The organism is Shewanella mangrovisoli (assembly GCF_019457635.1).
GTDB classification, from domain to species: domain Bacteria; phylum Pseudomonadota; class Gammaproteobacteria; order Enterobacterales; family Shewanellaceae; genus Shewanella; species Shewanella mangrovisoli.
The window spans coordinates 4,298,512-4,324,465 of sequence record NZ_CP080412.1 but is presented as its reverse complement, the minus strand read 5'-3'; the positions used below and the strand labels follow the sequence as shown (position 1 = coordinate 4,324,465).

11 protein-coding genes, 3 tRNA genes and 7 rRNA genes are annotated in these 25,954 nt (G+C 50.0%); 20 read left to right on the top strand and 1 reads right to left on the bottom strand.

Annotated features, from left to right (window positions below):
* The first annotated feature begins 3 nt into the window (after positions 1–3).
* The 8 genes from murD (at position 4) to lpxC (ending at position 9,514) form a co-directional block, all read left to right on the top strand.
* Positions 4–1,323: a UDP-N-acetylmuramoyl-L-alanine--D-glutamate ligase gene (gene murD / locus K0H60_RS18800; protein ID WP_011624299.1), complete on the top strand. Its 1,320-nt coding sequence runs from the start codon at positions 4–6 to the stop codon at positions 1,321–1,323.
* Complete coding sequence (gene ftsW, locus K0H60_RS18795) at positions 1,313–2,524, top strand: cell division protein FtsW (protein WP_011624927.1); 1,212 nt, start codon at positions 1,313–1,315, stop codon at positions 2,522–2,524. Before murD ends, ftsW begins: the two co-directional genes overlap by 11 nt.
* Complete coding sequence (gene murG / locus K0H60_RS18790) at positions 2,524–3,612, top strand: undecaprenyldiphospho-muramoylpentapeptide beta-N-acetylglucosaminyltransferase (RefSeq protein WP_220056677.1); 1,089 nt, start codon at positions 2,524–2,526, stop codon at positions 3,610–3,612. The genes ftsW and murG overlap by 1 nt, the downstream gene beginning before the upstream one ends.
* Before the next feature lie 2 nt (positions 3,613–3,614).
* Positions 3,615–5,081 carry a UDP-N-acetylmuramate--L-alanine ligase gene (gene murC, locus K0H60_RS18785; RefSeq protein ID WP_220056676.1) on the top strand — a complete coding sequence of 489 codons (1,467 nt, stop codon included), beginning with the start codon at positions 3,615–3,617 and terminating at the stop codon, positions 5,079–5,081.
* Positions 5,082–5,232: 151 nt separating this feature from the next.
* Positions 5,233–5,982, top strand: coding sequence for a cell division protein FtsQ/DivIB (locus K0H60_RS18780; RefSeq protein WP_011718495.1), 750 nt, complete (start codon positions 5,233–5,235; stop codon positions 5,980–5,982).
* A complete protein-coding gene (gene ftsA, locus K0H60_RS18775) occupies positions 5,963–7,198 on the top strand; it encodes a cell division protein FtsA (protein WP_011718494.1) in 1,236 nt (411 codons plus the stop codon). Before K0H60_RS18780 ends, ftsA begins: the two co-directional genes overlap by 20 nt.
* A gap of 27 nt (positions 7,199–7,225) precedes the next feature.
* Positions 7,226–8,413 carry a cell division protein FtsZ gene (gene ftsZ / locus K0H60_RS18770; protein WP_011718493.1) on the top strand — a complete coding sequence of 396 codons (1,188 nt, stop codon included), beginning with the start codon at positions 7,226–7,228 and terminating at the stop codon, positions 8,411–8,413.
* Positions 8,414–8,593: 180 nt separating this feature from the next.
* On the top strand, positions 8,594–9,514 hold the full coding sequence (gene lpxC, locus K0H60_RS18765; protein ID WP_011624293.1) for a UDP-3-O-acyl-N-acetylglucosamine deacetylase: 921 nt from the start codon (positions 8,594–8,596) through the stop codon (positions 9,512–9,514).
* Positions 9,515–9,527: 13 nt separating this feature from the next.
* Here the strand turns inward: lpxC and K0H60_RS18760 are convergent, their stop codons facing one another.
* Positions 9,528–9,974 carry a DUF721 domain-containing protein gene (locus tag K0H60_RS18760; protein ID WP_011718492.1) on the bottom strand — a complete coding sequence of 149 codons (447 nt, stop codon included), beginning with the start codon at positions 9,972–9,974 and terminating at the stop codon, positions 9,528–9,530.
* A gap of 27 nt (positions 9,975–10,001) precedes the next feature.
* On the opposite strand from K0H60_RS18760, the gene K0H60_RS18755 reads away from it, so the two are divergent.
* From K0H60_RS18755 to rrf (K0H60_RS18700), 12 genes are all read left to right on the top strand, one after another.
* Positions 10,002–10,901 (top strand): M23 family metallopeptidase, encoded by a 900-nt coding sequence (locus K0H60_RS18755; protein ID WP_011624932.1) that lies wholly within the window; start codon positions 10,002–10,004, stop codon positions 10,899–10,901.
* A 60-nt stretch (positions 10,902–10,961) separates the two neighbouring features.
* Positions 10,962–13,688, top strand: a complete 2,727-nt coding sequence (gene secA / locus K0H60_RS18750; protein ID WP_011718491.1) for a preprotein translocase subunit SecA — start codon at positions 10,962–10,964, stop codon at positions 13,686–13,688.
* Positions 13,689–14,335: 647 nt separating this feature from the next.
* Positions 14,336–15,877, top strand: a 16S ribosomal RNA gene (locus K0H60_RS18745).
* 70 nt (positions 15,878–15,947) lie between these two features.
* Positions 15,948–16,024, top strand: a tRNA-Ile gene (locus K0H60_RS18740).
* Positions 16,025–16,069: 45 nt separating this feature from the next.
* Positions 16,070–16,145 (top strand) — tRNA-Ala (locus K0H60_RS18735).
* Positions 16,146–16,418: 273 nt separating this feature from the next.
* Positions 16,419–19,311 (top strand): 23S ribosomal RNA (locus tag K0H60_RS18730).
* Between the two features lie 127 nt (positions 19,312–19,438).
* Positions 19,439–19,554: ribosomal RNA gene (rrf, locus tag K0H60_RS18725) — 5S ribosomal RNA — on the top strand.
* A 33-nt stretch (positions 19,555–19,587) separates the two neighbouring features.
* Positions 19,588–19,663 (top strand) — tRNA-Thr (locus K0H60_RS18720).
* Between the two features lie 34 nt (positions 19,664–19,697).
* A 5S ribosomal RNA gene (gene rrf / locus K0H60_RS18715) occupies positions 19,698–19,813 on the top strand.
* A gap of 1,009 nt (positions 19,814–20,822) precedes the next feature.
* Positions 20,823–22,364 (top strand): 16S ribosomal RNA (locus K0H60_RS18710).
* A gap of 309 nt (positions 22,365–22,673) precedes the next feature.
* Positions 22,674–25,565: ribosomal RNA gene (locus K0H60_RS18705) — 23S ribosomal RNA — on the top strand.
* A 127-nt stretch (positions 25,566–25,692) separates the two neighbouring features.
* Positions 25,693–25,808: ribosomal RNA gene (gene rrf / locus K0H60_RS18700) — 5S ribosomal RNA — on the top strand.
* Together the 16S, 23S and 5S rRNA genes with 3 tRNA genes alongside form the textbook arrangement of a ribosomal RNA operon.
* The last annotated feature ends 146 nt before the right edge of the window (positions 25,809–25,954 follow it).

Here is a 25,954-nt window from a genome sequence, read left to right as displayed (position 1 = left end):
CCCATGCAAAGTCAGTATTCACACATAGTGTTAGGTTTGGGGGCAACCGGGCTCTCGGTAGTGCGCTATTTGTGTGGAAAAGGCATTACGCCCTTGGTGATGGATAGTCGTCGCCAACCTCCCGGTGCGGACACCCTTGCCAGCGCATTCCCTGAGGTGCAGCTGATTGCTGGCGGATTCGATTGCCGTTACTTAGTGCAAGCAAAGCAAATCATTATCAGCCCAGGCATTGCGATTGATACACCTGAGGTGCGCGCTGCACTGGATATGGGGATTGAAGTCATTGGCGATGTGGAGCTATTTGCCCGTGAGATTGCCGACCGTAAACCTTGTGTGATTGGGATTACTGGCTCAAACGGCAAGTCGACCGTCACCACCTTAGTGGGTGAAATGCTGCGTGAAGCAGGCATGGCGGTGGCTGTGGGTGGCAACATTGGCATTCCGGCGCTCGATCTGCTTACGGAAAATGCCGATATTTTTGTGCTTGAGTTATCGAGCTTCCAGCTCGAAACCACCCATAGCTTGAATTGCGTGGCGTCGACCTGTTTGAACGTGACCGAAGATCATATGGACAGATACAGCGATATGGATGCCTATCGTAAGGCCAAGCTGCGTCTGTACCATCAAAGCCGCTCGATCATCTTTAACCGTGATGATGCGCTGACTATCCCGACTGAGCCGATGAACCAAAACAGCTTTGGTTTAGCGCCGCCAGAGGGCGATGAGTGGGGCATTTGTGATAGCAAGATTTACCACGGTCACAGTGAAATTATGCCGATCACCGAAGTATCGCTGATTGGTAGTCATAACCATGCCAACTTACTCGCTGCCATGGCGCTGGTGTATGCCGTGGGCGTTGATAAGCAAGTCATGGCTAAAGTGGCTCGTACCTTTACAGGTCTTTCTCACCGCTGTGAAGTGGTCGGTGTGAAAGCGGGCGTGACCTATGTGAACGATTCGAAGGCGACCAATGTTGGCGCCACCGTCGCGGCGCTCGATGGGTTAAGCGATCACTTAGGTGACATTATTTTGATTGCCGGTGGTGATGGTAAGGGCGCGGATTTCAGCCCGCTAGTCGAGCCGTTAACGAAAGTGACACACCTCATCACCTTAGGTCGCGATGGTAATAAGATAGCTGCATTGAAGGAAGGGGCCATCAAGGTGGACTCTATGGCTGCTGCAGTGGCTAAGGCCGCCGAGTTAGCCACCTCGGGCGATATCGTACTCCTATCGCCAGCCTGTGCGAGCCTAGATATGTACAGCAATTTTATGGCTCGTGGGGATGATTTTAGAAGCCAAGTGGAGCAACTCGATGGCGAGTGATGCAAGACAGCTCAGCCTGTTTGGGCGAGTGCTGAACGCACTGCCTAACTGGCAACGTGATAACGAGGTGCCGGGCGTGCAATTGTACGACCGGGCTTTGCTCACGGCCGTGCTGTCTTTGATTGGCTTTGGTTTTGTCATGGTTATGTCGGCCTCTATGCCTGAGGCGCAAACGCTGACGGGCAATCCCTTCCACTTTATGACTCGCCATGTGGGTTATCTGTTGGGATGCTTAGTGATTGCCGCTTTTGTGCTGAGGGTCGAGATGCAAACTTGGCAGCGGATGAGCCCCATCATGTTGCTAGGCGTATTTTTGATGTTGCTGGCGGTGCTGGTTGTCGGTACCACAGTCAACGGTGCGACCCGTTGGTTATCCATAGGTCCCATTCGTATTCAGGTGGCCGAGGTCGCTAAGTTTGCGTTCTCTGTGTATATGGCGGGTTATCTGGTACGTCGGCATCAGGAAGTGCGTGAAAATGCGAAGGGCTTCTATAAGCCGATTGCGGTATTTGCGATCTACGCGATTTTGATTTTGATGCAGCCCGACTTAGGTACCGTGGTGGTGTTATTCGTCGGTACTGTGGGGCTGTTGTTCCTCGCGGGGGCGCGTCTGCTGGACTTCTTCGCGCTGATTTTTGCCGGGGTGTTGGCTTTCGTGGCGCTGGTTCTGCTCGAGCCATACCGTATGCGCCGCGTGACCTCGTTTTTAGATCCTTGGCAAGATCCGTTCGGTAGTGGCTATCAGTTAACGCAATCGCTGATGGCCTATGGTCGGGGCGATTGGTTTGGTCAGGGCCTAGGTAACAGTATTCAGAAGTTGGAGTACCTCCCCGAGGCGCATACCGACTTTATCTTTGCCGTGATCGGTGAAGAGTTAGGTTTTATCGGCATTATCGCAGTGTTATCTGTGCTGCTGTTTGTGGCATTGAGGGCCATTCGCCTCGGCAATTTATGTTTGGCGATGGACAAAGCCTTTGAAGGTTATCTGGCCTATGCCATCGGGATTTGGATCTGTTTCCAGACCGTCGTTAATGTGGGCGCAAGCATTGGTATGTTACCTACTAAAGGGTTAACACTGCCCTTTGTGAGTTACGGCGGTAGTAGTCTATGGGTCATGACGGCGGCGGCAATGACATTGCTGCGCATCGATTATGAGCGGCGCATGAGTTTAGTTCAGGCCGTGCAAGGGAGATTGAAGTAATGACCGACGCGGGTAAACGTATTTTAATCATGGCAGGCGGCACAGGCGGGCATGTGTTCCCGGCGCTCGCGGTGGCAAAATATTTAGCGCAGCAAGGTTGGCAAGTGCGTTGGTTAGGTACCGCCGACCGTATGGAGGCGCGTTTAGTGCCCCAGTACGGTTTTGATATCGACTTTATCGATATTAAAGGCGTGCGTGGTAATGGCTTAGTGCGTAAGTTAGCAGCCCCATTTAAAGTACTTCGCTCGATTTTACAGGCTAAGGCTGTCATTGCTGAATTTAAGCCCGATGTGGTGTTGGGCATGGGCGGATTTGCCAGTGGCCCGGGCGGCGTGGCGGCGAAATTGGCGGGCGTGCCCTTAGTGCTGCATGAGCAAAATGCCATTCCGGGAATGACCAACAAGTTACTCTCGCGAATTGCCAATCAAGTACTGTGCGCCTTTAAAAATACCTTCACTCAGGTGAAGGCCAAGGTGGTGGGTAACCCCATTCGTCGCGAGCTTATTGCTTTAGGTGCCGAGCCTAAGCAAGCCGCGGATGATGCTTTAAAAGTCTTAGTGGTGGGCGGCAGTTTAGGCGCCAAAGTCTTTAACGACTTAATGCCTGAAGTGGTTGCCGCGCTGAGTAAGCAGCAGTCGATTACGGTTTGGCATCAAGTGGGTAAGGATAATCTGACGGGCGTTAAGTCGGCTTATCAACAGCAAGGACAAGAGGGCGGCGTTAACGTTGCCGAATTTATTGATGACATGGAAGCCGCCTATCGCTGGGCGGATGTGGTATTGTGCCGTGCCGGCGCGCTGACGGTATCCGAGTTAGCGGCGGTGGGACTACCAAGTATTCTGGTGCCTTATCCCCATGCCGTGGATGATCATCAGACCCGTAACGCCCAAGTATTGGTTGAGGCTGGCGCTGCTTTCCTATTGCCGCAGGCCATTTTGGACGTGAATAAGCTGGTGAGTAAATTACAGTTACTCGCCAATGACAGAGCAGAATTAGCTCAAATGGGCCAAAGAGCAAGAGATGTTGCCGTGTTGGATGCGACCGAGCAGGTGGCCCAAGTGTGTATTGCTCTCGCCGAGAAAGGATAGGTATGACTAAGACAGAAAGATACTTACAGCTAAGAAGTATGATCCCAGAAATGCGCCGGATTAAGCGTATTCATTTCGTCGGCATTGGCGGCGCGGGCATGGGCGGGATCGCTGAAGTATTAGTAAACGAAGGTTATGTCGTCAGTGGTTCAGACATAGCGCAAAACGCCGTGACTGACAGACTCTGCCTGCTAGGTGCGAAAATTCATATTGGCCATGGCGCCGATAACGTGCAACAAGCCGATGTAGTAGTGGTCTCGACCGCGATTAATCCTGAGAACCCAGAGATTATTGCGGCGAAGGAATTGCGTATTCCTATCGTGCGCCGCGCCGAGATGTTGGCGGAATTAATGCGTTATCGTCATGGTGTGGCGATTGCGGGGACTCACGGTAAAACCACGACCACCAGTTTGATTGCCAGTTTGTATGGTCAAGCGGGTCGCGATCCGACCTTTGTGATCGGTGGCTTGCTGAACAGCGCAGGCACTAATGCCCGCTTAGGCACGAGTCGTTATCTTATCGCCGAAGCCGACGAGAGTGATGCCAGCTTCCTGCACCTGCAACCTATGGTCAGCGTGGTGACGAATATTGAAGCCGACCATATGGACACCTACGGCGGTGACTTTGAAAAGCTCAAATCGACCTTTGTGGACTTTCTGCATAACCTGCCGTTCTATGGTGTGGCGGTAGTGTGTATCGACGATGCAGTGGTGCGCGAGATTATGCCGCGTATTGGTCGCCATATGATCACCTATGGCTTCAGTGACGATGCCGACGTGCAGGCGCTGAACTTCCATCAGCAGGGTCACCAATGCCGCTTTACCGTCAGACGTAAAGGCAAAGAAGATTTAGATCTGCTGCTTAACCTGCCGGGTCAGCACAATGTATTAAATGCGCTCGCGGCGATTGCCGTGGCGACAGAAGATGAAATCGATGATAACGCCATCATTCAAGCCTTGGCTGAATTCCAGGGTATTGGCCGTCGTTTCCAACACTTAGGTAAGTTCGCAACGCCAAAGGGCGAAGTGATGTTAGTGGACGACTATGGTCATCATCCCAGCGAAGTGGCGGCGACCATTAAAGCGGCGCGTGCAGGCTGGCCAGACAAACGCTTAGTCATGGCCTATCAGCCACACAGATACACTCGTACCCGTGACTTGTACGAAGACTTTATTGAAGTGTTATCTCAAGTGGATTGCTTGTTGTTACTCGAGGTGTATAGCGCGGGTGAAACGCCGATCCCCGGTGCCGATGGCCGTGCACTGTGTCGCTCGATTCGCTTGCGCGGACAGTTAGATCCCATCTTTATCGCCAGCCCAGATCAGTTAGCCGAAGTGCTACCCGATGTGTTGCAGGAGGGGGATTTATTGTTGACCCAAGGTGCGGGTAATATAGGCGCCCTGTCGCGCCAGCTAGCCGCCTCTGAATTGGGCTTTAGCGCTGCCGCGACAACCGAGGTAAAACCTTGATGTATTGCGGAACAACTCGGGTTTAAAGGAAATTTTGACCCGAGGCTTTAGCTCTATATAATGGCCGATTTTCTGTGGTTTTTAGTAGTGTCGTTGAAAGGTGGAAACAAACGTGTCTTGGAGTGATAAGAGGCGACACTGGTGGGCGAGGATGTCACGGGTTAATTGGTACCTGTGGAGCGGAATTGGTTTTTTATGGCTAGTCATTGGGAGTTTTGTTTTTGGTGGCTACCAACTGCATAAGTTTTTAAATGATGCCAGCACGCTGCCCATTGAGGCTGTGGCCATCAAAGGTGAACGGACTTACACCACAGATAGAGATATACAAATTGCACTACAGGATTTAATGCAGCGGAGTTTTTTCAGCGCAGACATCACTTTAGTGCAACAGGCCTTAGAAGCCTTACCTTGGGTGTATCGCGCGTCAGTGAGGCGTGAATGGCCAGCGAAACTCAGGGTGTATTTACAGGAGCAACAACCGGTCGCCCATTGGAATGGTACCGCTTGGCTCAATGTGCATGGTGAAGTGTTTGAAGCGCCATCGCATCCTGAGCTAGAGCATCTGCCTTATTTATCTGGGCCAGATGATATGGGGACCGAAGTGTTAACCGCCTACGCGCAGGTTAACTCGCTACTGAAGATTAATGGCTTTACCTTGGCCAATTTGAGTTTAACGCCACGTCATGCGTGGCACGCGACACTGGGTAACGGTATTGTTTTAGACCTAGGTCGAGAAGATAAAATGGCAAGGATACAAAGGTTTATCACTGTTTATCCGTTACTGGCGAAACAAGATAAACCGATTGCCAGAGTGGATTTGCGCTACGACACAGGGTTGGCCGTAGGCTGGGGCGATGCACAAACAAGAGAGCCGATAATTAATGACCAAAAACCAAGATAGAAATCTGATCGTCGGATTGGACATAGGAACCTCTAAAGTCGCAGTGATCATAGGCGAAGTTCTGCCCGATGGCGAAATCAGCATAGTCGGCCTTGGTAACCACCCTTCAAGGGGCATGGATAAGGGTGGCGTTAACGATTTAGACTCCATCGTGCGCAGTGTGCAACGCGCGCTCGATCAAGCGGAATTAATGGCAGACTGCCAAGTATCATCGGTTTACCTGAGCATCTCCGGTAAACATATCGCCTGCCAAAACGAAAATGGCATGGTGTCGATTAACGATGAAGAAGTGACACAGGAAGACGTCGACAACGTGATCCACACCGCGCGCTCGGTGAAGATCCCGACCGAACGTCGCATTCTGCATGTGTTACCACAGGAATATGCGATTGACGTACAAGACGGCATTCGCAGCCCTATCGGCATGTCAGGCATGCGGATGGAAGCCAAGGTACACATAGTGACCTGCGCCAACGATATGGCGAAGAACATCACTAAGAGTGTTGAACGCTGTGGCTTGAAGGTCGATGACTTAGTGTTCTCCGGCATTGCGTCGGCGGATGCGGTATTAACCTTCGATGAAAAAGACTTAGGTGTGTGTATCGTCGATATCGGCGGTGGCACGACGGATATCGCAGTGTACACCAATGGTGCGCTGCGTCACTGCGCGGTTGTGCCGGTTGCGGGCAACCAAGTGACCAATGATATCGCGAAGATTTTCCGCACACCTTCGTCACATGCTGAACAAATTAAAGTGCAGTTCGCCTGTGCGCGCAGCTCCATGGTGAGCCGCGAAGACAGTATCGAAGTGCCTTCTGTCGGTGGTCGTCCATCGCGTAGCATGTCACGCCATACTTTGGCCGAAGTGGTTGAGCCGAGATATCAAGAGCTGTTTGAGTTAGTGCTCAAGGAGCTGAAAGACAGTGGTTTAGAAGATCAAATCGCCGCAGGTATCGTGCTCACAGGCGGTACTGCTTCGATCCAAGGCGTGGTGGACATCGCGGAGGCAACCTTTGGGATGCCGGTTCGCGTCGCCTCACCATTGCCGATTAAAGGGTTATACGAATACGTGGATCAGTCTATTTACTCCACTGGGGTTGGATTGCTTCATTACGGTGCAAGACGGGTGCTTGAGCGTCAATTCGAGCGTCCTGAGCGTCAAGGGGTTACCAGTGCTTGGAATCGGGTCCAAAGCTGGTTTAAGGGTGAATTTTAATAACGCAGGCAACACGGAGATCAGACAATGTTTGAGATCATGGACACTCACTCAGACGACGCGGTGATTAAAGTCATCGGCGTTGGCGGCGGCGGCGGTAATGCTGTCGAACATATGGTCAAACACAACATTGAAGGTGTTGAGTTTGTCGTTACCAACACAGACGCACAGGCGCTACGTAAATCAGGCGCTGGCTCAACGATTCAATTAGGTCGCGATGTCACTAAAGGTCTTGGCGCTGGCGCCAACCCAGAAGTGGGTCGTGCCGCAGCGGAAGAAGACCGCGAAAACATTCGTGCAGCGATCAAAGGCTCAGACATGATCTTTATCGCAGCCGGTATGGGCGGTGGTACGGGTACAGGTGCTGCGCCAGTCGTTGCTCAAATCGCTCGCGAAGAAGGCATCTTAACGGTTGCTGTCGTGACTAAGCCTTTCCCTTTCGAAGGCAAGAAGCGTATGGCTTATGCTGAGCAAGGTATTAGCGAACTGGCCAAGCACGTGGATTCGTTAATCACTATCCCTAACGAAAAATTATTAAAAGTATTGGGCCGTGGTACGTCATTACTCGATGCGTTTGCCGCAGCGAATAACGTGTTACTCGGTGCAGTACAAGGTATTGCCGAGCTTATCACTCGTCCTGGTCTGATTAACGTCGACTTTGCGGACGTGAAAACCGTTATGTCCGAAATGGGTAATGCCATGATGGGTACCGGTGTTGCGCGTGGTGAAGACCGTGCGGAAGAAGCGGCCGAAGCGGCAGTTGCCAGCCCATTATTAGAAGACATCGACTTAGCCGGTGCCCGTGGTGTGTTAGTTAACATTACCGCAGGTATGGACATGAGCATCGAAGAATTCGAAACCGTGGGTAACCATGTTAAAGCTTACGCTTCTGACAACGCGACAGTGGTTGTAGGTGCGGTGATCGACCCTGAAATGAGCGACGAGCTACGTGTTACCGTGGTTGCTACTGGTATCGGTGCTGAAAAGCGTCCTGATATTCAACTGGTTTCTAAGCCAGCACCACGTCCAGAGCCAGTGGTTGTGGAACCAAAAGTCGAAGCCTATGTCGAAGAAGCAACTCATGTGAGCTATGCGGCGCCAAAGGGTAACGTGTTACCTGCTACGCCCGCACCGGCTCCAGCGCCAGCACCTTCAACAAAGCATGAATTGGATTACTTAGATATCCCAGCGTTTTTGCGTAAGCAAGCTGACTAAAACAGGTATTTGAGTCCAGCGTGTCGGGTGGTGCCTTGCTCTGCGAGGCTGTACCACCCAATGACTACATTTGTATGACATGGTCAACTTATGTTACCATGTAGCACCTATGTGGTCGTTTTGCCGCCGCTGTGTGTGCAAATATTAGGCTTAATTATAGAAATCTAAACGGGTAACTGAATGATATTTCAAAGAACTGTTCAAAAAATGGTGAAGGCTACTGGAGTCGGTTTGCACTCTGGGAATAAGGTCACCTTGAGCATTATGCCCGCACCAGTCAATACAGGGATCGTACTCGTGCGTACCGACATGAATCCTGCCGTTGCTATTCCAGCAAAGGCGGAACAAGTTCGCGAAACCACTATGTGCACGGCACTTGTCAATGACGAAGGTATTCGTATTTCGACTATTGAGCATTTATTTGCAGCCTTAGCGGGTTTAGGCATTGATAACGCCGTAATCGAAGTGGACGCGCCTGAAATCCCAATCATGGATGGTAGTGCGAGCCCATTTGTCTTCTTACTTCAGTCTGCGGGTATCAAAGAGCAGGCTGCGCCTAAGAAGTACTTAAAGATTAAACGCCCTGTGCGTGTTGAAGACGGTGATAAGTGGGCCGAGCTGAAGCCATTCAAAGGCTTTAGAGTCAACTTCAAAATTGACTTTGCTCACCCTGAAATTGCCCGTAGTCAACAGCATGTGGTGATGGACTTCTCTACTTCTGCTTTTGTTAAAGACATTAGCCGTGCCCGTACTTTTGGTTTTATGCGTGATATTGAGTATCTGCGTGCGAACAACCTAGCATTAGGTGGCAGCATGGAAAACGCGGTTGTACTTGATGAATATCGCGTCCTCAACCCCGACGGCCTGCGTTATGAGGATGAGTTCGTTAAGCACAAAATTTTAGATGCGTTTGGTGATCTCTACGTGGCAGGACACGCCATTCTTGGTGAATTTACTGCCTATAAAACGGGTCATGCACTGAATAACCAATTAGTGCGAGCCTTATTGGCGCAGCAGGATGCGTGGGAGCTGGTGAGCTTTGAGAAAGAAGCCGATGTTCCCGTCAGCTTTACTGTGCCAGGTGGCGCGGTTTACGCTTAATAGCGCTTGATGTTTACTTATTACGGCTGGCCAATGTGGCCAGCCGTTTTAGTTTTTCGCCTAGTGTTCCGCTCACATTTTCTGCAAGCGCAGCAATATGTTCTGCCGCAGCTGGACTGAGTTGCTTGTGCGCCTGTTTCGGCTTTGCGTCATACAATGCTAATCTCGGGTTGACTTTAACTTCAATTGCGGTAAGGATTGGGAGCGTTTCTGCTTGAAGCTGCGCTAGTAGTTTCGGCTTTTGGAAATTAATTCGTGCAGCCCATGCTGCCGAAGTGGTTTCAACCACAAGAACACCCTGGCGGAAATTGGCGACTTTCAGCTGCTCCGCAACAGGACCTGCGACAATCTGCTTCACGTGCTGATCCAGATATAAAAGTAGTTCCGCTTTCTCAGCTATATCGGGCAATGTGCCTGACTGGTGTAGTAATTGGCTGAGATCCTGAGGGGGCTTTTTCATATGATAATAAGATGGCTGAATTAGGCTATGAGTGTAACAGTATTTATTCAAGGTCGGAATGGCGTCACGCGCTGGCAACCCAGTAAACGCTGGTTGCTACTTCCCATGCTATTGTTGGCGACTGGTGCCGGTATTTATCAACACAACTCTGCTAAATTTGAAAACCAGCAAGCCAGTGTCGATAACGATCGTATCCAACGCGAACAACAAAAGAAGCAAGTCTTAGAATTAAAGAGTGCCACAGAGTCACAGCTAGCCATGCTGGCGACCCATGTTGCACGTATGCAAGCTAAAATCACCCGTCTCGAGGCCTTAGGTCAACAAGTCGCTAAACAAAACAAATTGGATGAAGACTTTGATTTTTCCTCTGAAGTGGGTGTCGGTGGCTTGAGCGAATTAGGCTCGAATATCGAACTTGGTCAGCTTATCGATGATATGGATAAACTGGCGTCACGAATTGACAACAATAATGTTCAACTATCACTACTTGAAACAGTGTCATCTAACCACCATATAGATGCTGAACGTTATGTATCAGGGCTCCCACTCGATAAAGGTTGGTTATCGTCGCCCTACGGATTACGTAATGACCCCTTTAACGGTCGTCGAACCATGCATAAAGGGATCGATTTTACCGGTCGAGAAGGGGCTAAAGTTGTCGCGACTGCTGCAGGCGTGGTGACTTGGGCTGGGAATATGTTTGGCTATGGCGAATTGGTCGAAATCGACCATGGTAACGGTTTACGTACTCGCTATGGCCATAATAAAGCTTTGTCAGTAGCTGTAGGTGATGTGGTCGCGAAAGGCGAAACCATCGCCAGTATGGGAAGCACTGGGCGCTCAACAGGGGCTCATGTGCATTATGAAGTGTTGCGTGGCGGACAGCAGATAGATCCACAGAAGTTTGTCTACCGCAAGGCAGGTTAATTGAAACATTGGCTTCTAGTTTCCATCATGGACTTGGCCTACAGAAAATAAGTGATTCAGATGTTTGGTAAATTACTGACAAAAGTATTTGGTAGTCGCAACGACCGTACCCTCAAAGGGTTACAAAAAGTAGTTAATAAGATTAATGCGCTTGAAGCCGATTATGAAAAATTAACCGATGAACAGCTTAAGGCGAAAACCGCTGAGTTTCGCGAGCGTTTAGCGGCCGGAGCGTCGTTAGAGAGCATTATGGCGGAAGCCTTCGCGACCGTGCGTGAAGCATCGAAGCGCGTGTTCGAGATGCGCCACTTCGACGTGCAATTACTCGGTGGTATGGTGCTCGACAGTAATCGCATCGCCGAAATGCGTACCGGTGAAGGTAAAACCTTAACCGCGACCCTACCAGCCTATCTAAATGCCTTAACCGGTAAAGGCGTTCACGTTATTACCGTCAACGATTACTTAGCCCGTCGTGACGCGGAAAACAACCGCCCACTGTTCGAATTCTTAGGCTTAACGGTCGGCATTAACGTCGCAGGTTTGGGTCAGCAGGCGAAAAAAGACGCCTACAACGCCGACATCACTTACGGTACCAACAACGAATTTGGTTTCGACTATCTGCGCGACAACATGGCGTTCTCGCCACAAGAGCGTGTACAACGTCCATTGCACTATGCACTGATCGACGAAGTCGACTCAATCCTTATCGACGAAGCTCGCACGCCACTGATTATCTCTGGTGCTGCGGAAGACAGCTCTGAGCTATACATCAAGATCAACACCTTAATCCCAAGTCTTATCCGTCAAGATAAAGAAGACTCAGAAGAGTATGTGGGTGAGGGTGACTACAGCATCGATGAAAAAGCCAAACAAGTGCACTTCACCGAACGTGGTCAAGAGAAGGTTGAGAACCTGTTGATTGAGCGCGGCATGTTAGCCGAAGGCGACTCACTCTATTCAGCGGCAAACATTTCTCTGCTGCACCATGTGAACGCGGCGCTTCGTGCGCATACCCTGTTTGAGCGTGACGTTGACTATATCGTTCAAGATGGCGAAGTGATCATCGTTGACGAACACACTGGCCGTACTATGCCAGGTCGTCGCTGGTCAGAAGGTTTACACCAAGCCGTTGAAGCCAAAGAAGGCGTTCGTATTCAAAACGAAAACCAAACCTTGGCATCGATTACCTTTCAAAACTACTTCCGTTTATATGAGAAGTTAGCGGGTATGACAGGTACGGCCGATACCGAAGCGTTTGAGTTCCAACACATCTATGGTCTAGATACTGTGGTTGTGCCAACCAACCGTCCTATGGTGCGTAAGGATATGGCGGATTTGGTTTACCTCACCGCCAATGAAAAATATCAAGCGATCATTAAAGACATCAAAGATTGCCGTGAACGTGGCCAACCTGTATTGGTGGGTACAGTGTCTATTGAACAGTCTGAATTGTTAGCGCGCTTAATGGTGAAGGAGAAGATCCCGCACCAAGTGCTTAACGCTAAGTTCCACGAAAAAGAAGCCGAAATTGTTGCCCAAGCGGGTCGTACTGGCGCTGTGACTATTGCCACTAACATGGCGGGTCGTGGTACCGACATCGTGTTAGGCGGCAACTGGAATATGGAAATCGAAGCCCTCGAGAATCCAACCGCTGAGCAAAAAGCTAAAATTAAGGCCGACTGGCAAGAGCGCCACGATGCCGTGGTCGCCGCCGGTGGTTTACACATTTTAGGTACTGAGCGCCACGAATCTCGCCGTATTGACAACCAGCTACGTGGTCGTGCGGGTCGTCAAGGTGATGCGGGTTCTTCACGTTTTTACCTTTCTATGGAAGATAGCTTAATGCGCATCTTCGCCTCGGATCGTGTCTCAGGCATGATGAAGAAACTGGGGATGGAAGAAGGTGAAGCGATTGAACATCCATGGGTTTCCCGTGCGATTGAAAACGCACAACGTAAAGTAGAAGCGCGTAACTTCGATATTCGTAAGCAATTGCTCGAATTTGACGACGTCGCAAACGACCAGCGTCAAGTGGTTTACGCACAGCGTAACGAGTTGATGGATGCCGAAAGTATCGAAGACACCATCAAAAACATCCAAGACGATGTGATCAGTGCGGTGATCGATCAATACATTCCACCACAATCAGTGGAAGAGTTATGGGATGTGCCTGGTTTAGAGCAACGTTTACAGCAAGAATTTATGCTGAAACTGCCAATCCAAGAATGGCTAGATAAAGAAGACGACTTACACGAAGAAACATTACGTGAGCGTATCATCACTTCTTGGTCTGATGCATATAAAGCAAAAGAAGAAATGGTCGGTGCGCCAGTACTGCGCCAGTTCGAAAAAGCAGTGATGCTACAAACCCTCGATGGTCTGTGGAAAGAACACTTAGCGGCGATGGATCACTTACGCCAAGGTATCCACTTACGTGGTTACGCGCAGAAGAATCCAAAGCAAGAATATAAGCGCGAGTCTTTCGAACTGTTCCAACAATTACTGTCGACCTTAAAGCATGATGTCATTAGCGTGCTATCTAAGGTACAAGTACAAGCACAGTCAGACGTAGAAGAGATGGAAGCGCGTCGTCGTGAAGAGGATGCCAAGATCCAACGCGACTATCAGCATGCAGCAGCCGAAGCCTTAGTCGGTGGGGATGATGGTAGCGACGAGATGATGGCTCACACGCCAATGATCCGCGATGGTGACAAAGTCGGCCGTAACGATCCTTGTCCTTGTGGCTCTGGCCGTAAATATAAGCAGTGCCACGGCAAGCTAAGCTAATAAACACGTAAACTCATTTTAAAAGGCGACTATGATAGTCGCCTTTTTTATACCTGCTTCTTTATCGGTGCTTTAACTCTCGACCGGCTCTAAAACCCTTCGGCTATAAGTCGTAATCATTATTGCTGCACTAAAATTAACCGCTTTAATTTGTTTTGTGGATAAGTTTGAGGATAAATAGTGGGTATTTTGTGACTAACTGAAACTATTGAAAAAAGATCAAAAAAACCGAAAAAAGCCCTTGCACAAAAAGTTCTGCTCCCTATAATGCGCATCCACTGACACGGCAGACAGCGATACGCAGTTTCAAGTGCCAGTTCATCGAGTGATTCACTCCTCGATGAGCGAAAAGAAAGTTGCAAAAACTACTTGACGCAAAAACGGGAATGCGTAGAATACGCAGCCCTGACCCGCTGAAATCAATTACGATAAGGCGATGGTCAACGCTCTTTAACAATTTATCAAGCAAATCTGTGTGGACACTCACAGGTGTTGAGTTAATCGAAATTACTCTGTCGTTTGGCGAGTAATCAAAATTTACATCAATGAATGAGTGTTCATAGCAATATGTACAGTTTGTTTTGGCTTTTGAGTTGAAACGACAAATCAGAATTCATTGAGCCGAACCTTCGGGTTCACAAAACTTTTAATTGAAGAGTTTGATCATGGCTCAGATTGAACGCTGGCGGCAGGCCTAACACATGCAAGTCGAGCGGCAGCACAAGGGAGTTTACTCCTGAGGTGGCGAGCGGCGGACGGGTGAGTAATGCCTAGGGATCTGCCCAGTCGTGGGGGATAACAGTTGGAAACGACTGCTAATACCGCATACGCCCTACGGGGGAAAGGAGGGGACCTTCGGGCCTTCCGCGATTGGATGAACCTAGGTGGGATTAGCTAGTTGGTGAGGTAATGGCTCACCAAGGCGACGATCCCTAGCTGTTCTGAGAGGATGATCAGCCACACTGGGACTGAGACACGGCCCAGACTCCTACGGGAGGCAGCAGTGGGGAATATTGCACAATGGGGGAAACCCTGATGCAGCCATGCCGCGTGTGTGAAGAAGGCCTTCGGGTTGTAAAGCACTTTCAGTAGGGAGGAAAGGTTGTAAGTTAATACCTTGCAGCTGTGACGTTACCTACAGAAGAAGGACCGGCTAACTCCGTGCCAGCAGCCGCGGTAATACGGAGGGTCCAAGCGTTAATCGGAATTACTGGGCGTAAAGCGTGCGCAGGCGGTTTGTTAAGCGAGATGTGAAAGCCCCGGGCTCAACCTGGGAATTGCATTTCGAACTGGCAAACTAGAGTCTTGTAGAGGGGGTAGAATTCCAGGTGTAGCGGTGAAATGCGTAGAGATCTGGAGGAATACCGGTGGCGAAGGCGGCCCCCTGGACAAAGACTGACGCTCAGGCACGAAAGCGTGGGGAGCAAACAGGATTAGATACCCTGGTAGTCCACGCCGTAAACGATGTCTACTCGGAGTTTGGTGTCTTGAACACTGGGCTCTCAAGCTAACGCATTAAGTAGACCGCCTGGGGAGTACGGCCGCAAGGTTAAAACTCAAATGAATTGACGGGGGCCCGCACAAGCGGTGGAGCATGTGGTTTAATTCGATGCAACGCGAAGAACCTTACCTACTCTTGACATCCAGAGAATTCGCTAGAGATAGCTTAGTGCCTTCGGGAACTCTGAGACAGGTGCTGCATGGCTGTCGTCAGCTCGTGTTGTGAAATGTTGGGTTAAGTCCCGCAACGAGCGCAACCCCTATCCTTATTTGCCAGCGCGTAATGGCGGGAACTCTAGGGAGACTGCCGGTGATAAACCGGAGGAAGGTGGGGACGACGTCAAGTCATCATGGCCCTTACGAGTAGGGCTACACACGTGCTACAATGGCGAGTACAGAGGGTTGCAAAGCCGCGAGGTGGAGCTAATCTCACAAAGCTCGTCGTAGTCCGGATTGGAGTCTGCAACTCGACTCCATGAAGTCGGAATCGCTAGTAATCGTGGATCAGAATGCCACGGTGAATACGTTCCCGGGCCTTGTACACACCGCCCGTCACACCATGGGAGTGGGCTGCAAAAGAAGTGGGTAGCTTAACCTTCGGGAGGGCGCTCACCACTTTGTGGTTCATGACTGGGGTGAAGTCGTAACAAGGTAGCCCTAGGGGAACCTGGGGCTGGATCACCTCCTTACCTATACGACTAACTCGATGTTTGTTGAGTGTTCACACAGATTTGCTTGATAGAAGATAGAGTAAACGATGGGTCTGTAGCTCAGCTGGTTAGAGCGCACCCCTGATAAGGGTGAGGTCGGTGGTTCAAGTCCACTCTGACCCACCAATCCTTTGAGGGTTGGGACATCTGATACTCGCACTGCATGTAAATGGGGCTATAGCTCAGCTGGGAGAGCGCCTGCCTTGCACGCAGGAGGTCTGCGGTTCGATCCCGCATAGCTCCACCACTTACTGCAATCTGGTTAGAGATGCCAAAGATAAACTGAAAAATTATCTTTGGCTTTTTTAAGCCCGCTCTTTAACAATTTGGAAAGCTGATAGTAATTAATACAATGATGTCTGTCGTTGTGTTAATACGAAAAAATTGAGTTCTTAAAACACTTTTTAAGTGTCTTGAATATTCAAGTCTAAGGCGAGTCCATCTTCTTGGTCGAAGATGAGACAAGTAAAACCAGCTGGTCGCAACGGCTCAAGTGATGTGAAACTCATTTGGGTTGTATGGTTAAGCGACTAAGCGTATACGGTGGATGCCTTGGCAGTCAGAGGCGATGAAGGACGTAGTAACTTGCGAAAAGCGTTGGCGAGCTAGTAACAAGCATTTGAGCTAACGATGTCCGAATGGGGGAACCCGGCCGCATAAGCGGTCATCGTAACGTGAATACATAGCGTTGCGAGGCAAACGAGGGGAACTGAAACATCTAAGTACCCTTAGGAAAAGAAATCAACCGAGATTCCCCTAGTAGCGGCGAGCGAACGGGGATTAGCCCTTAAGTCAGAGGGGTGTTAGTGGAATGGTCTGGAAAGTCCAGCGGCACAGGGTGATAGCCCCGTACACGAAAACTAACCTTTGATGAAAACGAGTAAGGCGGGACACGTGATATCCTGTTTGAATATGGGGGGACCATCCTCCAAGGCTAAATACTCCTGACTGACCGATAGTGAACCAGTACCGTGAGGGAAAGGCGAAAAGAACCCCTGTGAGGGGAGTGAAATAGAACCTGAAACCGTATACGTACAAGCAGTGGGAGCGGTTCTTGAGACCGTGACTGCGTACCTTTTGTATAATGGGTCAGCGACTTACGTTTTGTAGCGAGGTTAAGCGAATAGCGGAGCCGTAGGGAAACCGAGTGTTAACTGCGCGTTTAGTTGCAAGGCGTAGACCCGAAACCCGGTGATCTAGCCATGGGCAGGTTGAAGGTTGAGTAACATCAACTGGAGGACCGAACCGACTAATGTTGAAAAATTAGCGGATGACTTGTGGCTGGGGGTGAAAGGCCAATCAAACCGGGAGATATCTGGTTCTCCTCGAAAGCTATTTAGGTAGCGCCTCGGACGAACACCTTTGGGGGTAGAGCACTGTTAAGGCTAGGGGGTCATCCCGACTTACCAACCCTTTGCAAACTCCGAATACCAAAGAGTGCTATCCGGGAGACAGACGGCGGGTGCTAACGTCCGTCGTCAAAAGGGAAACAACCCAGACCGTCAGCTAAGGTCCCAAAGTGTATGTTAAGTGGGAAACGATGTGGGAAGGCTTAGACAGCTAGGATGTTGGCTTAGAAGCAGCCATCATTTAAAGAAAGCGTAATAGCTCACTAGTCGAGTCGGCCTGCGCGGAAGATGTAACGGGGCTAAACATACCACCGAAGCTACGGGTGCAATTCATTAGAGTTGCGCGGTAGAGGAGCGTTCTGTAAGCCGTTGAAGGTGAAGGGGTAACCCACACTGGAGGTATCAGAAGTGCGAATGCTGACATGAGTAACGATAAAGGGGGTGAAAAACCCCCTCGCCGAAAGACCAAGGGTTCCTGTCCAACGTTAATCGGGGCAGGGTGAGTCGACCCCTAAGGCGAGGCCGAAAGGCGTAGTCGATGGGAAACAGATTAATATTTCTGTACTTCCGCTAACTGCGATGGAGAGACGGAGAAGGCTAGGCTAGCGCGGCGTTGGTAGTCCGCGTTTAAGGTGGTAGGTGGGTGACTTAGGCAAATCCGGGTCACTATACACTGAGAGCTGATGACGAGGTCCTAAGGGACTGAAGTAGTTGATGCCATGCTTCCAGGAAAATCTTCTAAGCTTCAGGTTAGCGGGAATCGTACCCCAAACCGACACAGGTGGTCGGGTAGAGAATACCAAGGCGCTTGAGAGAACTCGGCTGAAGGAACTAGGCAAAATGGTACCGTAACTTCGGGAGAAGGTACGCTGCTGTTGGTGATGGGACTTGCTCCCTGAGCTGACGGCAGTCGCAGATACCAGGTGGCTGCAACTGTTTATCAAAAACACAGCACTGTGCAAAATCGCAAGATGACGTATACGGTGTGACGCCTGCCCGGTGCCGGAAGGTTAATTGATTGGGTTATCGCAAGAGAAGCTCATGATCGAAGCCCCGGTAAACGGCGGCCGTAACTATAACGGTCCTAAGGTAGCGAAATTCCTTGTCGGGTAAGTTCCGACCTGCACGAATGGCGTAATGATGGCCACGCTGTCTCCAGCCGAGACTCAGTGAAGTTGAAATTGCGGTGAAGATGCCGTATACCCGCGGCTAGACGGAAAGACCCCGTGAACCTTTACTATAGCTTGGCACTGAACATTGACCCTACATGTGTAGGATAGGTGGGAGACTTTGAAGCGGGAACGCTAGTTCTCGTGGAGTCGTCCTTGAAATACCACCCTTGTAGTGTTGATGTTCTAACTTGGGCCCCTAATCGGGGTTAAGGACAGTGCCTGGTGGGTAGTTTGACTGGGGCGGTCTCCTCCCAAAGAGTAACGGAGGAGCACGAAGGTTGGCTAAGTACGGTCGGACATCGTACGGTTAGTGCAATGGCATAAGCCAGCTTAACTGCGAGACAGACACGTCGAGCAGGTACGAAAGTAGGTCATAGTGATCCGGTGGTTCTGAATGGAAGGGCCATCGCTCAACGGATAAAAGGTACTCCGGGGATAACAGGCTGATACCGCCCAAGAGTTCATATCGACGGCGGTGTTTGGCACCTCGATGTCGGCTCATCACATCCTGGGGCTGAAGTCGGTCCCAAGGGTATGGCTGTTCGCCATTTAAAGTGGTACGCGAGCTGGGTTCAGAACGTCGTGAGACAGTTCGGTCCCTATCTGCCGTGGGCGTTGGATGATTGAGGGGAGTTGCTCCTAGTACGAGAGGACCGGAGTGAACGAACCGCTGGTGTTCGGGTTGTCATGCCAATGGCATTGCCCGGTAGCTATGTTCGGAATCGATAACCGCTGAAAGCATCTAAGCGGGAAGCGAGCCCCAAGATGAGTCATCCCTTGGACTTTAAGTCCACTAAAGAGCCGTTCGAGACTAGGACGTTGATAGGTCAGGTGTGTAAGCGTTGTGAGGCGTTGAGCTAACTGATACTAATGACTCGAGAGGCTTAACCATACAACCCAGATGGGTTTTGCTAAGAGTACTTAGCTTGAATACAAACACTTAAGAAGTGCAACTCAAACAGCTTTCTGAATTCATTTACTGCCTGCGACGATAAGACGGGTAGTGAATAACAAATTTGCTTGGTGACAATAGCATTGTGGTCCCACCTGATCCCATCCCGAACTCAGAAGTGAAACGCAATCGCGCCGATGGTAGTGTGGGGTCTCCCCATGTGAGAGTAGGTCATCGCCAAGCGCCTAATTAAATCATCAATGATGATAAAGAATTGCTGATATGGCTCAGTCGGTAGAGCGCATCCTTGGTAAGGATGAGGTCCCCAGTTCGATTCTGGGTATCAGCACCATACAATCTAGTGTGTTGTCCTAGAGCAAAATTTGTTTGGTGACAATAGCATTGTGGTCCCACCTGATCCCATCCCGAACTCAGAAGTGAAACGCAATCGCGCCGATGGTAGTGTGGGGTCTCCCCATGTGAGAGTAGGTCATCGCCAAACACTAAATTAAGAGAGGCCACCTAATAAGGTGGCCTTTTTGCTTTCCTAGAGTTTATTTCCATAGTTTGCTCATCTCCTCCAGCTAGATATGCCATGTAATAAGACTTGGTTAGCTAAGCAATCAATATAGCTCTATTTCTACGATTCTTTCCTATTCACTATTCCTTCCTCAGATATGCGTTATTAGCGCCTAGATGTGCATTAAGCCGCTTATCAATAATTATTGAGTGAACATCCTAATTTTGTTTTCCATTCTCCTACCCTCTCTAAATCATCCGTTACCCTACATCTCGACTACGACAAATTAAGTGAGGGCGCTTATCTTTGTAGGTTTTGAAATTACTAATTTCTTAATAATAACTATCCACTTATTTAAATCATCGCGTCGAATAAATCGCTGATACAAGGTGCTACGACTAAAACTATTCGTAGAATACCGTAACCAATGAACTTTAACGCACTAAAAAGCGGGTGATTAAAAGGCGACGATGATTAGGAAATCTGGCGCAATGTGGATAACTATGGGTATAACTCGTGGGTAGCTTGTGCCTAGCTTGGGTGTAAAAAGGCATTTGAAAAATAATGCAAAAAACCTGAAAAAAGCCCTTGCACAAAAAGTTCTGCTCCCTATAATGCGCATCCACTGACACGGCAGACAGCGAAAGCGAATGCGGTTACAGTGCGAATCGAATGCAAAATGTGCAGTTGATTCGAAAGCGCCAAGAAGTTTTTAAAAACGCCTTGACGCGACAAGGGAAATGCGTAGAATACGCAGCCCTGACCCGCTGAGCGGTAACGTGAAGTGAATGGTCAAATGCTCTTTAACAATCTAAACAAGAAATCTGTGTGGGCACTCACAGGTGTTGAGTTAATCGAAATTACTCTGCCATTTGGCGAGTAATCAAAATTTACATCAATGAATGAGTGTTCATAGCAATATGTACAACGACTTATTAAGTTAAGTCGATTCAGAATTCATTGAGCCGAACCTTCGGGTTCACAAAACTTTTAATTGAAGAGTTTGATCATGGCTCAGATTGAACGCTGGCGGCAGGCCTAACACATGCAAGTCGAGCGGCAGCACAAGTGAGTTTACTCATGAGGTGGCGAGCGGCGGACGGGTGAGTAATGCCTAGGGATCTGCCCAGTCGTGGGGGATAACAGTTGGAAACGACTGCTAATACCGCATACGCCCTACGGGGGAAAGGAGGGGACCTTCGGGCCTTCCGCGATTGGATGAACCTAGGTGGGATTAGCTAGTTGGTGAGGTAATGGCTCACCAAGGCGACGATCCCTAGCTGTTCTGAGAGGATGATCAGCCACACTGGGACTGAGACACGGCCCAGACTCCTACGGGAGGCAGCAGTGGGGAATATTGCACAATGGGGGAAACCCTGATGCAGCCATGCCGCGTGTGTGAAGAAGGCCTTCGGGTTGTAAAGCACTTTCAGTAGGGAGGAAAGGTTGTAAGTTAATACCTTGCAGCTGTGACGTTACCTACAGAAGAAGGACCGGCTAACTCCGTGCCAGCAGCCGCGGTAATACGGAGGGTCCAAGCGTTAATCGGAATTACTGGGCGTAAAGCGTGCGCAGGCGGTTTGTTAAGCGAGATGTGAAAGCCCCGGGCTCAACCTGGGAATTGCATTTCGAACTGGCAAACTAGAGTCTTGTAGAGGGGGTAGAATTCCAGGTGTAGCGGTGAAATGCGTAGAGATCTGGAGGAATACCGGTGGCGAAGGCGGCCCCCTGGACAAAGACTGACGCTCAGGCACGAAAGCGTGGGGAGCAAACAGGATTAGATACCCTGGTAGTCCACGCCGTAAACGATGTCTACTCGGAGTTTGGTGTCTTGAACACTGGGCTCTCAAGCTAACGCATTAAGTAGACCGCCTGGGGAGTACGGCCGCAAGGTTAAAACTCAAATGAATTGACGGGGGCCCGCACAAGCGGTGGAGCATGTGGTTTAATTCGATGCAACGCGAAGAACCTTACCTACTCTTGACATCCAGAGAATTCGCTAGAGATAGCTTAGTGCCTTCGGGAACTCTGAGACAGGTGCTGCATGGCTGTCGTCAGCTCGTGTTGTGAAATGTTGGGTTAAGTCCCGCAACGAGCGCAACCCCTATCCTTATTTGCCAGCGCGTAATGGCGGGAACTCTAGGGAGACTGCCGGTGATAAACCGGAGGAAGGTGGGGACGACGTCAAGTCATCATGGCCCTTACGAGTAGGGCTACACACGTGCTACAATGGCGAGTACAGAGGGTTGCAAAGCCGCGAGGTGGAGCTAATCTCACAAAGCTCGTCGTAGTCCGGATTGGAGTCTGCAACTCGACTCCATGAAGTCGGAATCGCTAGTAATCGTGGATCAGAATGCCACGGTGAATACGTTCCCGGGCCTTGTACACACCGCCCGTCACACCATGGGAGTGGGCTGCAAAAGAAGTGGGTAGCTTAACCTTCGGGAGGGCGCTCACCACTTTGTGGTTCATGACTGGGGTGAAGTCGTAACAAGGTAGCCCTAGGGGAACCTGGGGCTGGATCACCTCCTTACCTATACGACTAACTCGATGTTTGTTGAGTGTTCACACAGATGGCTTGTTGAACTTCTCGAAAGGGAAGGGAGAGCGAAATGCACCGCTTGCCGGTAAGCATTGTTCTTTAACAATTTGGAAAGCTGATAGTAATTAATACAATGATGTCTGTCGTTGTGTTAATACGAAAAATTGAGTTCTTAAAACACTTTTTAAGTGTCTTGAATATTCAAGTCTAAGGCGAGTCCATCTTCTTGGTCGAAGATGAGACAAGTAAAACCAGCTGGTCGCAACGGCTCAAGTGATGTGAAACTCATTTGGGTTGTATGGTTAAGCGACTAAGCGTATACGGTGGATGCCTTGGCAGTCAGAGGCGATGAAGGACGTAGTAACTTGCGAAAAGCGTTGGCGAGCTAGTAACAAGCATTTGAGCTAACGATGTCCGAATGGGGGAACCCGGCCGCATAAGCGGTCATCGTAACGTGAATACATAGCGTTGCGAGGCAAACGAGGGGAACTGAAACATCTAAGTACCCTTAGGAAAAGAAATCAACCGAGATTCCCCTAGTAGCGGCGAGCGAACGGGGATTAGCCCTTAAGTCAGAGGGGTGTTAGTGGAATGGTCTGGAAAGTCCAGCGGCACAGGGTGATAGCCCCGTACACGAAAACTAACCTTTGATGAAAACGAGTAAGGCGGGACACGTGATATCCTGTTTGAATATGGGGGGACCATCCTCCAAGGCTAAATACTCCTGACTGACCGATAGTGAACCAGTACCGTGAGGGAAAGGCGAAAAGAACCCCTGTGAGGGGAGTGAAATAGAACCTGAAACCGTATACGTACAAGCAGTGGGAGCGGTTCTTGAGACCGTGACTGCGTACCTTTTGTATAATGGGTCAGCGACTTACGTTTTGTAGCGAGGTTAAGCGAATAGCGGAGCCGTAGGGAAACCGAGTGTTAACTGCGCGTTTAGTTGCAAGGCGTAGACCCGAAACCCGGTGATCTAGCCATGGGCAGGTTGAAGGTTGAGTAACATCAACTGGAGGACCGAACCGACTAATGTTGAAAAATTAGCGGATGACTTGTGGCTGGGGGTGAAAGGCCAATCAAACCGGGAGATATCTGGTTCTCCTCGAAAGCTATTTAGGTAGCGCCTCGGACGAACACCTTTGGGGGTAGAGCACTGTTAAGGCTAGGGGGTCATCCCGACTTACCAACCCTTTGCAAACTCCGAATACCAAAGAGTGCTATCCGGGAGACAGACGGCGGGTGCTAACGTCCGTCGTCAAAAGGGAAACAACCCAGACCGTCAGCTAAGGTCCCAAAGTGTATGTTAAGTGGGAAACGATGTGGGAAGGCTTAGACAGCTAGGATGTTGGCTTAGAAGCAGCCATCATTTAAAGAAAGCGTAATAGCTCACTAGTCGAGTCGGCCTGCGCGGAAGATGTAACGGGGCTAAACATACCACCGAAGCTACGGGTGCAATTCATTAGAGTTGCGCGGTAGAGGAGCGTTCTGTAAGCCGTTGAAGGTGAAGGGGTAACCCACACTGGAGGTATCAGAAGTGCGAATGCTGACATGAGTAACGATAAAGGGGGTGAAAACCCCCTCGCCGAAAGACCAAGGGTTCCTGTCCAACGTTAATCGGGGCAGGGTGAGTCGACCCCTAAGGCGAGGCCGAAAGGCGTAGTCGATGGGAAACAGATTAATATTTCTGTACTTCCGCTAACTGCGATGGAGAGACGGAGAAGGCTAGGCTAGCGCGGCGTTGGTAGTCCGCGTTTAAGGTGGTAGGTGGGTGACTTAGGCAAATCCGGGTCACTATACACTGAGAGCTGATGACGAGGTCCTAAGGGACTGAAGTAGTTGATGCCATGCTTCCAGGAAAATCTTCTAAGCTTCAGGTTAGCGGGAATCGTACCCCAAACCGACACAGGTGGTCGGGTAGAGAATACCAAGGCGCTTGAGAGAACTCGGCTGAAGGAACTAGGCAAAATGGTACCGTAACTTCGGGAGAAGGTACGCTGCTGTTGGTGATGGGACTTGCTCCCTGAGCTGACGGCAGTCGCAGATACCAGGTGGCTGCAACTGTTTATCAAAAACACAGCACTGTGCAAAATCGCAAGATGACGTATACGGTGTGACGCCTGCCCGGTGCCGGAAGGTTAATTGATTGGGTTATCGCAAGAGAAGCTCATGATCGAAGCCCCGGTAAACGGCGGCCGTAACTATAACGGTCCTAAGGTAGCGAAATTCCTTGTCGGGTAAGTTCCGACCTGCACGAATGGCGTAATGATGGCCACGCTGTCTCCAGCCGAGACTCAGTGAAGTTGAAATTGCGGTGAAGATGCCGTATACCCGCGGCTAGACGGAAAGACCCCGTGAACCTTTACTATAGCTTGGCACTGAACATTGACCCTACATGTGTAGGATAGGTGGGAGACTTTGAAGCGGGAACGCTAGTTCTCGTGGAGTCGTCCTTGAAATACCACCCTTGTAGTGTTGATGTTCTAACTTGGGCCCCTAATCGGGGTTAAGGACAGTGCCTGGTGGGTAGTTTGACTGGGGCGGTCTCCTCCCAAAGAGTAACGGAGGAGCACGAAGGTTGGCTAAGTACGGTCGGACATCGTACGGTTAGTGCAATGGCATAAGCCAGCTTAACTGCGAGACAGACACGTCGAGCAGGTACGAAAGTAGGTCATAGTGATCCGGTGGTTCTGAATGGAAGGGCCATCGCTCAACGGATAAAAGGTACTCCGGGGATAACAGGCTGATACCGCCCAAGAGTTCATATCGACGGCGGTGTTTGGCACCTCGATGTCGGCTCATCACATCCTGGGGCTGAAGTCGGTCCCAAGGGTATGGCTGTTCGCCATTTAAAGTGGTACGCGAGCTGGGTTCAGAACGTCGTGAGACAGTTCGGTCCCTATCTGCCGTGGGCGTTGGATGATTGAGGGGAGTTGCTCCTAGTACGAGAGGACCGGAGTGAACGAACCGCTGGTGTTCGGGTTGTCATGCCAATGGCATTGCCCGGTAGCTATGTTCGGAATCGATAACCGCTGAAAGCATCTAAGCGGGAAGCGAGCCCCAAGATGAGTCATCCCTTGGACTTTAAGTCCACTAAAGAGCCGTTCGAGACTAGGACGTTGATAGGTCAGGTGTGTAAGCGTTGTGAGGCGTTGAGCTAACTGATACTAATGACTCGAGAGGCTTAACCATACAACCCAGATGGGTTTTGCTAAGAGTACTTAGCTTGAATACAAACACTTAAGAAGTGCAACTCAAACAGCTTTCTGAATTCATTTACTGCCTGCGACGATAAGACGGGTAGTGAATAACAAATTTGCTTGGTGACAATAGCATTGTGGTCCCACCTGATCCCATCCCGAACTCAGAAGTGAAACGCAATCGCGCCGATGGTAGTGTGGGGTCTCCCCATGTGAGAGTAGGTCATCGCCAAGCGCCTAATTAAACAATGAAGCCAGCTGCATAAGCTGGCTTTTTTGTTTTTCGCGTTTGCCACTTCAACATTCTATTCCTTCTATTCGCCTCTGCGAAGACTATATTCATTGCCTGCTTATCGATTTGAACGATTAAAAGTAGTTCCA